Source organism: Achromobacter sp. 1011791174, assembly GCF_059760925.1.
Genome location: NZ_JCBANH010000027.1, coordinates 12,784 through 25,419, shown reverse-complemented (window position 1 = coordinate 25,419; position 12,636 = coordinate 12,784). Strand labels below are relative to the sequence as shown.

General features: G+C 69.2%; 14 protein-coding genes. 2 read left to right on the top strand and 12 right to left on the bottom strand.

The window, feature by feature from the left end; all coding sequences use genetic code 11:
- Positions 1-105 precede the first annotated feature (105 nt).
- From vapC to AC6LJ5_RS12175, 6 genes are all read right to left on the bottom strand, one after another.
- Positions 106-510, bottom strand: a complete 405-nt coding sequence (gene vapC / locus AC6LJ5_RS12200) for a type II toxin-antitoxin system tRNA(fMet)-specific endonuclease VapC (protein ID WP_103272285.1) — start codon at positions 508-510, stop codon at positions 106-108.
- Entirely contained in the window at positions 507-704 is a 198-nt protein-coding gene (locus AC6LJ5_RS12195; protein WP_498140593.1) for an AbrB/MazE/SpoVT family DNA-binding domain-containing protein, read from the bottom strand. Before AC6LJ5_RS12195 ends, vapC begins: the two co-directional genes overlap by 4 nt.
- A 131-nt stretch (positions 705-835) precedes the next feature.
- A complete protein-coding gene (locus AC6LJ5_RS12190; RefSeq protein WP_498140592.1) occupies positions 836-1,798 on the bottom strand; it encodes a Nudix family hydrolase in 963 nt (320 codons plus the stop codon).
- Positions 1,791-2,657 (bottom strand): ATP-binding protein, encoded by an 867-nt coding sequence (locus tag AC6LJ5_RS12185; protein ID WP_103272287.1) that lies wholly within the window; start codon positions 2,655-2,657, stop codon positions 1,791-1,793. The genes AC6LJ5_RS12190 and AC6LJ5_RS12185 overlap by 8 nt, the downstream gene beginning before the upstream one ends.
- 254 nt (positions 2,658-2,911) lie before the next feature.
- Positions 2,912-4,138: a bifunctional glutamate N-acetyltransferase/amino-acid acetyltransferase ArgJ gene (gene argJ / locus AC6LJ5_RS12180; protein WP_392409223.1), complete on the bottom strand. Its 1,227-nt coding sequence runs from the start codon at positions 4,136-4,138 to the stop codon at positions 2,912-2,914.
- Positions 4,139-4,329: 191 nt separating this feature from the next.
- Complete coding sequence (locus tag AC6LJ5_RS12175; protein ID WP_103272289.1) at positions 4,330-5,370, bottom strand: hypothetical protein; 1,041 nt, start codon at positions 5,368-5,370, stop codon at positions 4,330-4,332.
- 317 nt (positions 5,371-5,687) lie between these two features.
- On the opposite strand from AC6LJ5_RS12175, the gene AC6LJ5_RS12170 reads away from it, so the two are divergent.
- The gene (locus tag AC6LJ5_RS12170) at positions 5,688-6,521 is read left to right on the top strand and encodes an AraC family transcriptional regulator (protein WP_103272163.1); all 834 of its coding nucleotides are present in this window, start codon (positions 5,688-5,690) and stop codon (positions 6,519-6,521) included.
- Between the two features lie 38 nt (positions 6,522-6,559).
- On the opposite strand, the gene AC6LJ5_RS12165 is transcribed toward AC6LJ5_RS12170, so the two are convergent.
- Positions 6,560-7,627 carry a threonine aldolase family protein gene (locus AC6LJ5_RS12165; protein WP_233772685.1) on the bottom strand — a complete coding sequence of 356 codons (1,068 nt, stop codon included), beginning with the start codon at positions 7,625-7,627 and terminating at the stop codon, positions 6,560-6,562.
- A gap of 128 nt (positions 7,628-7,755) precedes the next feature.
- Here AC6LJ5_RS12165 and AC6LJ5_RS12160 point away from each other — a divergent pair, with 128 nt between their 5' ends.
- Positions 7,756-8,610 carry a class II glutamine amidotransferase gene (locus tag AC6LJ5_RS12160; protein ID WP_103272164.1) on the top strand — a complete coding sequence of 285 codons (855 nt, stop codon included), beginning with the start codon at positions 7,756-7,758 and terminating at the stop codon, positions 8,608-8,610.
- Between the two features lie 104 nt (positions 8,611-8,714).
- On the opposite strand, the gene dapD is transcribed toward AC6LJ5_RS12160, so the two are convergent.
- The 5 genes from dapD to AC6LJ5_RS12135 all read right to left on the bottom strand — a co-directional run bounded on the left by dapD (position 8,715) and on the right by AC6LJ5_RS12135 (position 12,628).
- Positions 8,715-9,698, bottom strand: a complete 984-nt coding sequence (dapD, locus tag AC6LJ5_RS12155; RefSeq protein ID WP_498140591.1) for a 2,3,4,5-tetrahydropyridine-2,6-dicarboxylate N-succinyltransferase — start codon at positions 9,696-9,698, stop codon at positions 8,715-8,717.
- A gap of 41 nt (positions 9,699-9,739) precedes the next feature.
- Positions 9,740-10,087 carry a type II toxin-antitoxin system PemK/MazF family toxin gene (locus tag AC6LJ5_RS12150; protein WP_103272166.1) on the bottom strand — a complete coding sequence of 116 codons (348 nt, stop codon included), beginning with the start codon at positions 10,085-10,087 and terminating at the stop codon, positions 9,740-9,742.
- Positions 10,087-10,332, bottom strand: a complete 246-nt coding sequence (locus AC6LJ5_RS12145) for an AbrB/MazE/SpoVT family DNA-binding domain-containing protein (RefSeq protein ID WP_103272167.1) — start codon at positions 10,330-10,332, stop codon at positions 10,087-10,089. Before AC6LJ5_RS12145 ends, AC6LJ5_RS12150 begins: the two co-directional genes overlap by 1 nt.
- 222 nt (positions 10,333-10,554) lie before the next feature.
- Entirely contained in the window at positions 10,555-11,685 is a 1,131-nt protein-coding gene (locus tag AC6LJ5_RS12140; protein WP_498140590.1) for a M20 family metallopeptidase, read from the bottom strand.
- A gap of 37 nt (positions 11,686-11,722) precedes the next feature.
- Positions 11,723-12,628 carry a prolyl oligopeptidase family serine peptidase gene (locus AC6LJ5_RS12135; RefSeq protein WP_103272169.1) on the bottom strand — a complete coding sequence of 302 codons (906 nt, stop codon included), beginning with the start codon at positions 12,626-12,628 and terminating at the stop codon, positions 11,723-11,725.
- Between the last annotated feature and the right edge of the window lie 8 nt (positions 12,629-12,636).

Genomic DNA, 12,636 nt, shown 5'->3' with positions numbered 1-12,636 from the left:
CCCTGGCGGCGGCAGATTCTGACCGTCGATGCCTGTTCCTGGTTTTGGCCGAGCGAAAGTTGACACTGCGCTTTCGGGGCAGTCAGCCGGCGCCGTGATCGAACGTCACTGTGTCCAATCGTCCAGCCGCAGCCCGGACACACGGGAAAACTCGCGAGTGTTGTTCGTGACAAGCACAAAACCCCGAGAGCGGGCGTGGCCGGCGATCATTGCATCGTAGGGGCCGATGGGCGTGCCGGCTCGCGCCAGCTCCGCCCGTAGTCGGCCGGCGTGCGCGGCTGCCGCGCGGTCATAGTTCAGCACTTCCAGGCGTTTCAGGAATCCGTCGATGACGGCATGGTTCCGGGCCGGGGTTGCTGATTTTTCAGCGCCGTAGCGCAGTTCCATCGCGGTGATCGCGCTTACGCACAGCTGGCCTGGCCGCCGGTTGAGCGCCTGCCGCACGGCGCCCGGCTTGTTCTTGATGGCGAAGATGCAGATGTTCGTATCGAGCACGAACCGCAGCGTCATCGGGCGTCGTCCGTCGGCTGGTCGCGATCGACAAGAAAGTCGGCGGTGACGGATTCACCGTCGAACCAGGCGTCCCAGGAGTTGTCGGCGGTTGCGGTGGGGCGCTGGCGGTTGCCGGCGGCGGGCCTGGCCGGGGGTTCCTGCAGGGCGATGGTCGGGGTGGGGCGGATCTTGTAGCGGGATTTGAGTGTCATGGCGTGCTCCTCGGGATGTGCATGGCGCACTTCCGTTGTAGCCAAGACCAGGGAGGCCTGCCTATTGTGGTCTACCGAGGGGTGAAGCAGGCCGGGGACGCCGCGCGCGCGCGCGGACGTCCCGGACTTACTCAGATGAGTCCGCGTATGCCCGCGATGCCGTGCGCGCCATGGCGCAGCGCCTGCGACACGGTTTGCTCGGACTGGCCGCCGAGCGCATACACCGGCAGGCCGGCGTCGCGGTTGCCGGCCACGAAGCCTTCCCAACCCAGCGTCGGCGCGCCGGGATGGCTGGGCGTGTCCAGCACCGGACCCAGCACGGCGAAGTCGGCGCCCAGATCGCGCGCATGCGTGACCTGGACGTTGTCGTGCGCCGATGCGCCGACCAGCGCGCCTTCGGGCAGCGCCGGGCGCGCGTCCAGGCGGGCGGCGTCGGCGGCGCGCAGGTGCACGCCGTCGGCTTCCTTCCACCAGGCGGCCGGATGGATGCTGTTGACCAGCAGGCGAGCGCCGGCGGCGTGGCAGCGCTGCTTCACCTGCAGCAGCGCTTCATGCAGCGAGGCGGCGCCGGGGCCGTCGGGCCATTGCGGCTCGCGCAGCTGCACCAGCTTCACGCCACGCGCCAGCGCCGCGTCCAGCCGGCCCAGGAAAGCCGGCAGGCCCGCGCGCGAGCCGATGGAACTGATGCCGTAGCGGGTCGGCAGCTGCAACCAGCGCAGCGGCGGCAGCGTGGCGGGCAGGAGGTCGCCGACCTCGGCCGCGCGCGCCGGGTCCACCCATTCCAGGCGCTGGTTCTCCAGGCCGCGCGGCTCGCCTTCCCAGCCGGTGACGTGGCAGAACGCCAGCCGTACCGTGGTGTGGGGATAGACGTGCACATAGGTGACCCAGGGGCGCGATTGCGTGACGCGGATGCCGATTTCTTCTTGCAGTTCGCGCGCCAGCGCCTGCAGCACGGTCTCGCCGGGCTCCAGCTTGCCGCCGGGCAGTTCCCACCAGCCCGACCAGGGCTTGCCTTCGGGACGCTGCCCCAGCAGCAGCTTGCCGTCCGGGCGCAGGATCAGGCCGGCGGCGACATCGACGATTTTTTCAGACATGACGGGCAGCCCAGTCGCGGGCGAATTGGTAGGCGACGCGTCCCGAGCGCGAGCCGCGCTCCAGCGTCCATTGCAGGGCCTCGGTGCGCGAGGGCTCGATGTGCTGTTCCGGGCAACCCAGCTCGCGCAGCCAGTGGTAGACGATGTCCAGGTAGTCGTCCTGCTTGAAGGGATAGAACGACAGCCACAGGCCGAAGCGCTCGGACAGCGAGATTTTTTCCTCGACCGTTTCGCCGGGATGGATTTCGCCGTCCGGCTGGTGCTTGGCCTGCAGGTTCTCGCTCATGTATTCCGGCATGAGGTGGCGGCGGTTGGACGTGGCGTAGATCAGCACGTTGTCGCCCGAGGCGGCCACCGAGCCGTCCAGCACCGACTTCAGCGCCTTGTAGCCGGCCTCGCCTTCCTCGAAGGACAGGTCGTCGCAGAACACGATGTAGCGCTCGGGCCGGCCCGCGACCAGCTCGACGATGTCGGCCAGGTCGCCCAGGTCGGACTTGTCCACTTCGATCAGGCGCAGGCCGCGATCGGCGTAGGCCGCCAGCATGGCCTTGACCAGCGAGCTCTTGCCGGTGCCGCGCGCGCCGGTCATCAGCACGTTGTTGGCGGGCTTTTTCTCGATGAACTGCTGCGTGTTGCGGTCGATGACGTTCTTCTGGCGCTCGATGTGCTGCAGGTCGTCGAGGTCGATGCGGGCCACGTGGCGCACCGAGTCGAGCCAGCCGCGCGCGCCGCGCTTGCGCCAGCGGTAGGCATGGGCGGTCCAGTCGATTTCGGGCGTGGCGGGCGGCAGCCAGGCTTCGAGCTGGGCCAGCACGCGCTCGGCGCGCTGGATCAGGGTGGTGAATTCGTTTGCGGTCACGGTTGTGGTCCTTGGATGGGCTGACGGGCCTGCGGCCATCGGGCCGCGGCGCGTCCGCGTTTGTCTTCGGATAGGCGCCGCCCGGATCGCTCGTGGGAGCCGCCGGGCGCGCGCCACCCATCGGGTGTCGCCTGTCGCCGGCCAACAGTGATGCCGCTGGCTGGCGCGGAGTCAGTGACGAGCGATGGGTAGGACGCAGCCACTGGTTTCAATGCATGGCGCGCCGGCGCGGTCGGCGCCGGCGCGCGGGTGGATCAGGAACGGTAATCGGCGTTGATCGACACGTATTCGTGCGAGAAGTCGCAGGTGTAGACGGTGTCGCTGACCTGGCCGCGGCCCAGAGCGATGCGCACGGCGATCTCGGCCTGCTTCATGACGCGCTGGCCGTCGGCTTCCTGGTAGGACGGATTGCGGCCGCCGTTGACGGCGACCAGCACATCGTCCAGCCACAGGCGGATGTTCGAGACGTCCAGGTCGTCGATGCCGGCGTAGCCCACCGCGGCCAGGATGCGGCCCAGGTTGGGGTCCGAAGCGAAGAAGGCGGTCTTGACCAGCGGCGAGTGCGCCACGGCGTAGGCGACCTTCAGCGCTTCTTCGGTGCTGCCGGCTTCCTCGACGCGGATGGTCATGAACTTGGTGGCACCTTCGGCGTCGCGCACGATCTTCTGCGCAAGCTCCAGCGCGGCGGCGGTCAGGGCCTGGCGCACGGCGGCGTAGTCGGCATCGGACTCGGCGTTCACCTCGACGCCGGACTTGCCGGTGGCGGCGATGATGAAGGAGTCATTGGTGGACGTGTCGCCGTCGACCGTGATGCGGTTGAACGAGGCGTCGGCGATCTCGCGGGCCAGCTTGCCCAGCAGCGGCTGGGCGATGCCGGCGTCGGTGGCCAGGAAGCTCAGCATGGTGGCCATGTTGGGTCGGATCATGCCGGCGCCCTTGCTGATGCCGGTGAAGGTGACGGTCTTGCCGCCGATCTGAACCTTGCTGGAATGGACCTTGGGCAGCGTGTCCGTGGTCATGATGCCGTGGGCGGCGCTGAACCAGTGGTCCGGGCCGAGGTTGGCGATGGCGGCGGGCAGGCCGGCGACCAGGCGGTCCAGCGGCAGCGGCTCCAGGATGACGCCGGTGGAGAAGGGCAGGACTTCGGCGGCGGGCACGCCCAGCAGCTTGCCCAGCGCGGCGCAGGTGTCCTTGGCCTTTTGCAGGCCTTCGTCGCCGGTGCCGGCGTTGGCGTTGCCGGTGTTGATGACCAGCGCGCTGATCGGGCCGCCGGCGGCCAGATGGGCCTGGCAGACCTGCACCGGCGCGGCGCAGAAACGGTTGCGCGTGAACACGCCCGCCACGCTGGTGCCGGGCGCGAAGCGGAACACGGTCAGATCGCGTCGGTTGGCTTTGCGGATGCCGGCCTCGGTAACGCCGATTTCAACGCCGGCAACAGGGAAAATTTCGGACTCGGAGGGGATCTGCAGGTTAACGGCCATGACTTCGTCTCTATCAATGAGCAGGACGGAACCGCCGCCCGCTGGGCGGCGCGTGGGGGAAAGCTGGCTATTATCCCACCGCTTTGCTGCAGGGCCGGGATTGCCGCGTCGCGGACCGGCGGGAGGGGCGCGAACGCGCCGGCGGCGGAGCGGCCAGGGGTGGCTTGCGGGCGTCCGCGAGGGGCGGCGCCCTAGGGCCCGACCCGGACCGCGGCCACATCCAGCACGCCGGCATCGCGGTTGGACAGGACCGCGCGCACCGCGCCGTCCGGCGCCTGCAGCACCGAGCTGCCGGCCGCCACGTCCGTGCCGCCGGCGCGTCGGGCCACGCGCCCGCGCGAGGCCGAGAACAGCAGGTCGCCGGGCTGGGCGCCGGCCGCGCGCAGGCCGCCGGACAGCACCCGGGTGCCGGCGGGATAGGTCATGTCGCCCAGCGCGGTCTCGCGCGACAGCAGCCCCTCGAAACCCAGCAGCTGGCGGCGGGCATCCAGCCGCAGTTCCAGCTTCAGCAGCGACAGCCGCTCCACCTCCATGGGCTCGCTGCCTTCCGTGCGCAACAGCCAGCGCGCGCCCGCGCCCGCCTGTTCTATCGGCTGTCCGCGCACGGCCGGGTCCACCTGGATCCACGTGCCCGGTGGCACCGGCTGCCGGTCCAGCTGATTGCCGATGGCCAGATGGCAGCTGGCGAAACGGGGCTGGCCGCCCAGCATGACGAATTCGACGCGGTGGCCGTGGGCGCACAGCCAGCCCTCCTGGGCCTGGTCGCGGGCGATCTCCACGGACAGGGTTTCCGGCTGCCGGGCGGTCGCCGCGTAGCGATACAGGCCAGTGCTTTCCAGGCCATGGATCAGGCCCGGCTGACCCTCGGGGAAGCGGGCGCGATCGAAGGTTGACAGCTCGCCCGGCGTGGCCAGCCGCAGCACGGTGCCGGCGGGCATGTCCACGCCGGCGACGCGGGTGGGCTGGTTCAACACGCTGCGGCGCCCGGCGTCGGCCTGGGCGTCGCGCTCGGCGTCCAGCCACTGGCCCAGCTGTTGATAGGGGAAGATGGCGCCGAGCAGCGCCAGCGCGGTCATCAGGATCGTTCCCAGCCGGCGGTGGCCGCCGAGCCAATGGCGCGCGCCTCGACTGGTGGCGAGCACCGCCAGCCATGTCAGCAGGGTACTCAGACAGGCGAGGGAGACCGCCATCAGCACGTAGAAATTGCCGCCAGGAAGTGAGACCGGGATCATGGGAAGATTATAGGATCCCCCCCGAAGCGCCGGGGGCGCTTCCCCCCCAGGGGGGCGCTGCTACGGACCGGCGGAGCCGGATCCGTGCAGCCCCGGTCGTTGCGGGGCGAGTGGTTTTCCTGGCGTTGGGGTTGTGCTGGCGGGGTGGGCTCGCTGCGCGCTGTTGTGGGCTGGTCGCCTGTCCGGTGTTTTCCCGCTTGGGGCGTGATGGGTGGATTTCCTGGGGCGGGGGCGTGCAAGAAATTACATGACGCGCGCCGGCTTCGGCGTTATACCTGTGGTCTTGCCCGCTGCCATCCGCCTATTTCATTCCCGCCATGAAGGACGTCGTTCGATACCATCCCGTACCCGGCATGCCCGGCATGGTGCTGGGTCAGGCGCGGATCACCGAGTTCCAGTTCGATCGCCACTATCACGTGGACTATCACATCGGGCTGGTGACGCAGGGCGTGCAGCGGCAGAGCTTTCGCGGTCGCAGCGTGCTATTGGGGCCGGGCGCCGTCGCCTTGATGCCGCCGGGTGAAATCCATGACGGCGCGGGCGTTTCCGACTATGGCCTTTCCCATACGCTCCAGACCTTTCGCATCGCGCCGGAGCTGATGCGCGGCTTTCTGCGCGAAGTGGCGGGCGGCGCGGGCGAGGAGCGATTCCTGGCCACGCTGATCGAGGATGCGGGATTGGCGCAGCGGCTGATGGCGCTGCATGGCGCCTGGATGTCCGACGCGTCCGCCACGCCGATGGCGCGCGATGAAGCGTCGCTGGCCGTCATGGCCGCGCTGTTCGCGCGCAGCGGCGCGGCGGCGCCGCGCGCGGTCAAGGGCGGCCTGTCGGCCGAGCACCGCCGCCGTGTGCTGGACTACTGCCAGGAGCGCCTGAGCGAGAAGATCGGCCTGGAAGACCTGGCGGCGCTATGCGGCCTGAGCCGCTTCCAGTTCTTGCGCCGCTTCGCGCATTCCTTCGGGCTGACGCCGCATGCCTGGCTGGTGCGGCTGCGGCTGGAGCGGGCCTGCGCGGCGCTGGCCGGGTCCGGCCTGAGCGTGGCGCAGGTCGCGGCCGAGGTAGGCTTCTACGACCAGAGCCATTTCAACCGCGCCTTCCGCGTGGCCTATGGCGCGCCGCCATCGGCCTATCAGCCGGGCGGCGCGGCATAGGCAGGCAACGCCATGCAGGCGGTCTCATGCGGGCAACGTCATGCGCGCGCCACGGCGGCGCGCAGCGCCGATAGAAAGTGATCCACGTCCTGTTCGCGCGTGGCGAATGAAGTGACCAGGCGCACGATGCCCGGGCCCCAGCGGTCATGGTAGAAGCCGAAGCCCTGCGCCAGCAGGCTGTCGATGGCGGCGGCGGGCAGGCGGCAGAACAGGATGTTGGCGTCGGCGCGGCCCTGCAGCGCCACGCCGGGCAGGCCTTCCATGCCGGCCGCCAGGCGTCGCGCCATGGCATTGGCCTGGCGCGCGTTGCGCAGCCACAGATCGCCGTCCAGATAGGCCTGCATCTGCGCCGACAGCAGGCGCATCTTGGAAAACAGATGGCCGCCGCGCTTGCGGCGGAACGCCAGCGCCTTGGCCGGCGCGGGATCGAACAGCACGATGGCCTCCACGCCCAGCGCGCCGTTCTTGGTGGCGCCGAAGGACAGCGCGGTCACGCCCGCCTTCCAGGTCATCTCTGCCGGGCTGCAATCCAGGCTGACCAGCGCGTTGGCGAAGCGCGCGCCGTCCATGTGCAGCGGCAGTCCGGCGTCGCGGCAGACGGCGCCGATGGCGCGCAGCTCGTCCAGCGTGTAGACGCCGCCGGTCTCGGTGGCCTGGGTGACGCTGACGCAGGATGGCTGCATCGAATGCACATCGCCCGCCTTGCGGCGCGCCTCGACGGCCAGCTGGGCGGGGTCGATCTTGGCGTCGGCGCCGCCCAGCAGCGTCAGGCGCGCGCCGCCGGTAAAGAACTCGGGCGCGCCGCATTCGTCATTGGCGATATGGCTTTGCGCATGACACAGCACGCTGCCCCAGGGCGGCGTCAGCGCCGAGAGGCTGAGCGAATTGGCGGCGGTGCCGGTCGGCACCAGCAGCACGTCGACCTCGCGCTCGAAGATGTCGGCCAGCTGGCGGCGCACCTGCGCCGAACCCTCGTCGGCGCCGTAGGGTTGCGCCTGGCCGTGGCAGGCCGCCGCCAGCGCAGCCAGGATCTCGGGGCTGGCGCCGGCGATGTTGTCGCTGGAAAAGCCCATCTGCGGGGCGTCGGGAGAGGCGGGCGTGTGCAAGGCGGGACTCCGGGGAGTGATTCGGGGATAGACCCCGACTATGCCGCGCGCCGGCCCGCCGCGCTTGTAGAAAATTGCGGCCTGCTCCTACACTGGCCCGCAAGGAACGCGTATCGAAGGAGCATCTCATGTGCCGCTGGCTCGCTTACACCGGCAGTCCCCTGCAGATGGAGCGCGTGCTGTTCAAGGCGCGCCATTCCCTGATCGACCAGAGCCTGCATGCGCGCCTGGGCGCCACCACCACCAACGGCGACGGCTTCGGGCTGGGCTGGTACGCCCGCCCGGCGCCAGACGGCTCCCTGGAACCGCCGTTCCGCTACCGCAGCGTGCATCCGGCCTGGAACGACCGCAACCTGCGCGAGGCCGCGCGCGCCATTCATTCCTCGCTGTTCGTGGCGCACATCCGCGCCGCCACCGACACGCCGGCGCAGGAAACCAACTGCCATCCGTTCCGCCATGGCAACTGGCTGTTCGTGCACAACGGCCTGATCCGCGACTTTCCGCTGCTGCGGCGCGACCTGATGCTGATGATCGCGCCGGCGTATTTCGGCTCGCTTGAAGGGTCGACCGATTCCGAGCTGATGTTCCTGCTGGCGCTGAGCTTCGGCCTGGAGGATGACCCGCTGCCGGCGCTGGCGCGCATGGTGGGGGCGGTGGAAGAGACCGGGCGCCGCCATGGCGTGGCGCAGCCCATCAACATGACGGTGTGCGCGCTGGACGGCGAGCGCATGATCGCGGTGCGTTATTCCAGCGAGCGCGAGTCGCGCACGCTGTTCCACAACACCTGCGTGCAGCACCTGCGCCAGCTGTATCCCGACGATCCGCAGATCGCGGCGCTGGGCGACGACACCTTCCTGCTGCTGTCCGAACCGCTGACCGACATGGCGGATGCCTGGGAGGAAGTGCCCGAGTCCACCGCGCTGATCGCCGCGCGCGGCGAGCTGCGGCATTTTCCGTTCGCGCCGATCGCGCCGGGCGCCTGATGCCTGCGACTTGATGCCTGAAGCTTGCTGCTTGATGCGGCGCGCTTGATTCGCAAGGAATCGCATCTGGCGCTTGCCGCGCCGCCCGAGTGATCCGTTGCGGCCTAGTGGCCGCTGTGCAGCGCCGGGTTGAGCGTGCCCCAGGCGGCCGTGCGCACCAGCGTCTCGACGGCGCCGGTCTGCGAGTTGCGGCGGAACAGCAGCCCGTGCTGGCCGGCCAGCGACACCGCCTTGACCACCGCGCCCTCGGGCGTGAGCACGCGCGTGCCGGCGGTGATGTAGCAGCCGGCCTCGACCACGCAGTCGTCGCCCAGCGAGATGCCGATGCCGGAATTCGCGCCCAGCAGGCAGCGCTTGCCGATCGATACCACCTGCTTGCCGCCGCCGGACATGGTGCCCATGATGGACGCGCCGCCGCCGATGTCGCTGCCATCGTCGACGATGACGCCGGCGCTGATGCGGCCCTCGACCATGGACGCGCCCAGCGTGCCGGCGTTGAAATTGCAGAAGCCTTCATGCAGCACCGTGGTGCCGGGCGACAGGTGCGCGCCCAGCCGCACGCGGGCCGTGTCGGCGATGCGCACGCCTTGGGGCACCACGTAGTCGGTCATGCGCGGGATCTTGTCCACGCCACGGATTTCCAGCGTCTGGCCGGTGGCGCGCAGGTGCCAGCGCAGCGCGTCGATCTGGTCCACCGGGCAGGGGCCGGCCGAGGTCCAGGCCACGTTGGACAGCACGTTGAACAGGCCGTCCAGGTTGGCGTCGTGCGGGCGGATCAGGCGATGGCTGAGCAGATGCAGCCGCAGGTAGGCGTCATGCGCGTCCGCCGGCGGTTCATCCAGCGAGGCGATGGCGGTGCGCACGGCCACGATCTCGACCTTGCGACGCGTGTCGCGCGCCAGGGCCGTCGGCACATGCTCGCCCAGCGCCGCGCGCGCTTCCTCGGGCGTCAGGTGGCGGGTGCCGCCGGCGGGCGTGTGATCGGCCAGTGAGGGGCGCGGATACCAGGTATCCAGGATGGCGCCATCGGCGGCCAGGGTGGCCAGGCCGTAGGCAACGGCGCTGACGGGGGCGGAAGGGTCGGGCATGGTGGGCCTGCGGGATGAAAACGGCATGCGCCGCGCGGGAGTCAAGGACGCATTATCGCTTCAAGCCGAGCCCAGACTTCATCGACGAGGTACGCGGGCACTGACTCTTTTCGTTTGGCCTGCCGCACGCGCCAATCCAGTGATTTCAGTTGATGGCAATGGATGCTGCCCGTCGTCGCGGTCCCCGTGCCCATCAGCGTGACCACCGTGCCATGAGTGCGTTGTTCGGTGGCCTGACCTTGTGAAATCGGACAGATCATCGCCAGTCCAAGTTGATTGAACTCCTTGTGGCTGACGACTAGTCCGTAGTGCGGACCCGTCATTTCCCTGCCGGCAGCGGGATCAAACTGTAGATGCACGATATCGCCGTGGCTGGGCACGTATGCCATCAGTTGCGCTCCCGTCCGACAGCGGGCATGTCGTCCCAGCCGTCGGCTCGGGGCAGCCCATCCGGCATTTCAGCCAGGAGGTCGGTGAGCGCATAGCGCGGACGCGCTGGCGGTTCGATAGTGAGCCGCCGGCCGGACATGTGGAGTTCGACCTGGGAGCCTTCACGCAGCCCGTTCTGGTCGATGTATGCCTTGGGGATGGTCATCACGAGCGAACCTCCTGCCTTGCGTAGAGTTTGACGCATGGAAGTCTCCCATATTGATGAGGGATGCGGAGCCTGAGTGCGCCATTTATAGCACTATTTATCCTACAAAAATAGGATATCGATGGCGCAAAATGATCGTGTCCGACGCATCTGTCAGATCTCGCCCAGGCCCGATGCCGCGGATCCGGCTCCGCCGGTCCGCCAGCATGCCCGCTTGAGGGAAGCGCCCAGGGGGAAGCGCGTAGCGCTTCGGGGGGCCTTCTACTCCAATTCCTTCAACAGCAATTCCCAGAACTTCAGCCGCTGCTCCAGCGTCGACACCAGGATGTACTCATGCAGCGTGTGCGCGCCGTCGCCGTCCGCGCCCAGGCCGTCCAGCGTGGGCACGCCCATGGCCGAGGTGAAGTTGGCGTCGCTGCCGCCGCCGGTCATGGGCGCGTCTTCCAGCAGGAAGCCGGCGCGCTCGGCGTAGCCCTGGACCAGCGCCAGCAGGGCGGCGGCGGCCTCGGTCTTGACCATGGGCGGGCGGTTCAGCTCGACGTCGATGTCCAGCTCCACGTCCGGACCCACGGCGCACAGCTCGCGCATGCGGCGCAGCACGTCCTCGGCCGCGCCCATGTCGGGCACACGGAAGTCCACCACGCAGCGGCAGTGCGCCGGCACGGTGTTGGTGACGGTGCCGCCGGCGATGGTGCCCACGCTCACGGTGATGCCGCGCTCGTAGTCGGTCATGGCTTCCAGCGCCAGCACCTGGTGCGCCATTTCGCGGATGGCGCTGCGGCCCTTGTCGTGGTTCATGCCGGCGTGCGCCGGACGGCCCTTGACGTTCAGGTTCAGCATGCCGGTGCCCTTGCGCGCGGTCACGCACTTGCCGCCGTTGGCGCGCGCCGGCTCGCACACCAGCGCGTACTTGGCGTTGGCGGCGTAGCGCTCGATGTGGGCGCGCGACGCATGGCTGCCGGTCTCTTCGTCCGGCACCACCAGGAAGTCCACGGGCAGGCGCGTGTCGCCGGGGCGGGCCACGGTGGCCAGCGCCGACAGGGCCAGGTAGATGCCGGCCTTCATGTCGTAGCTGCCCGGGCCGTACAGGCGGTCGCCCTCGATCCGCACCGGGTTGTCCTTGAGCGTACCCACCGGATGCACGGTGTCCATGTGGGCCAGGATCAGGATGCCGGGACGGTCGTCGCCGTCGGCGCGGTTGGTGGCGTACAGCAGCGGTCCGGTGTCCGGGCCGATGTCGGACAGTTCCACTTTCAGGCCGGCGGCCTCGGCCTGGCCGGCGATGATGCGGGCCATGGCGGCGATGCCGTCGGGATAGTTGGAGGGCGACTCGCAAAGCAGCCAGGACTGGATGCCGGAGACGAGCTGTTCGGTGCTGAGGGTCGAGGACATGGCGGTATCGGGTGTCGGCTAGGCGGAAAGGGAACGATCAGGCGACCTGCTGGCCGGCCAGGCGGGCCAGCTCGGCGTCGTCGGGCATGCGGCCATCGAACCAGAGGCTGGCGCAGACCGCCGACATGGCGCGGCCGTCGTGGCCGATGCCGGGCACGACCTGCAGCGTCCAGTTGAACGGCACGCCGCGGCGCTCGGCTTCCTTGCGGCCGGCCTCGAAGTAGTTCTGCGCGCGCGCGAAACGGTGCGGCCCCTGGCGCATGGCGGCCGGTTCCGAGGGCAGGTTGGGATCGTCGGTGGCGATGTCCTGGTCGCCGGCCAGGATGGTCATGGGATAGGCCAGCAGCTTGACCAGGTGATCCTCGGTCAGGCCGACGCCAGCCATGCCTTCGGGGAAGGGGTGGTCGAAGGTCGGCAGCGTGTACCAGCCGGGATTGCCCGCGGCCACGGCCTTGAACGGCGCATGCGACTGGCTGCTCATCAGCCGGTGCACGAACTGGCCGCCGGCGGAATGGCCGAACAGGTACACGTTCTGGCCATCGGTGATCTCGGCGGCGATCAGGTCGCGCACCACGCTGCCCACCAGCGCGTAGGTCCAGCCGTCGATGTGGCGCGGATTGCCGCCGGCCGAGAACACGCGGCCATTGTTGTAGCTTTCGACGCCGGGCCAGATCTCGTTGGAGAAGGTCAGCGCCACGATCAGCAGCTTGTGCTTGTCGGCGGCCGGCACCCAGAAGTCGCGGTATTCGTCGCCGTTGCGCAGCACGCCGTGCTGCACGATCACGACCGGGCGGTCGGGCGTGTAGCCATAGGGGCGGTAGGTCTGCAGCTTGAACGGACGGTCGGCGTTGCGGTCGTCGTCGATGTAGGGAATGGCGTTGCGGCCCGCATGGCCCAGTTCAATGGCGATGCGGTCGACGTTGGTGAGTTCGGCAGGTTTCATGGCGACGT

Excerpts from the sequence above, each read along its gene's own strand:
- vapC (WP_103272285.1), bottom strand. The coding sequence starts at position 510 with ATGACGCTGCGGTTCGTGCTCGATACGAACATCTGCATCTTCGCCATC.
- AC6LJ5_RS12195 (WP_498140593.1), bottom strand. The coding sequence starts at position 704 with ATGACACTCAAATCCCGCTACAAGATCCGCCCCACCCCGACCATCGCC.
- AC6LJ5_RS12190 (WP_498140592.1), bottom strand. The coding sequence starts at position 1,798 with ATGTCTGAAAAAATCGTCGATGTCGCCGCCGGCCTGATCCTGCGCCCG.
- argJ (WP_392409223.1), bottom strand. The coding sequence starts at position 4,138 with ATGGCCGTTAACCTGCAGATCCCCTCCGAGTCCGAAATTTTCCCTGTT.
- AC6LJ5_RS12175 (WP_103272289.1), bottom strand. The coding sequence starts at position 5,370 with ATGATCCCGGTCTCACTTCCTGGCGGCAATTTCTACGTGCTGATGGCG.
- AC6LJ5_RS12170 (WP_103272163.1), top strand. The coding sequence starts at position 5,688 with ATGAAGGACGTCGTTCGATACCATCCCGTACCCGGCATGCCCGGCATG.
- AC6LJ5_RS12160 (WP_103272164.1), top strand. The coding sequence starts at position 7,756 with ATGTGCCGCTGGCTCGCTTACACCGGCAGTCCCCTGCAGATGGAGCGC.
- dapD (WP_498140591.1), bottom strand. The coding sequence starts at position 9,698 with ATGCCCGACCCTTCCGCCCCCGTCAGCGCCGTTGCCTACGGCCTGGCC.
- AC6LJ5_RS12150 (WP_103272166.1), bottom strand. The coding sequence starts at position 10,087 with ATGGCATACGTGCCCAGCCACGGCGATATCGTGCATCTACAGTTTGAT.
- AC6LJ5_RS12145 (WP_103272167.1), bottom strand. The coding sequence starts at position 10,332 with ATGCGTCAAACTCTACGCAAGGCAGGAGGTTCGCTCGTGATGACCATC.
- AC6LJ5_RS12140 (WP_498140590.1), bottom strand. The coding sequence starts at position 11,685 with ATGTCCTCGACCCTCAGCACCGAACAGCTCGTCTCCGGCATCCAGTCC.
- AC6LJ5_RS12135 (WP_103272169.1), bottom strand. The coding sequence starts at position 12,628 with ATGAAACCTGCCGAACTCACCAACGTCGACCGCATCGCCATTGAACTG.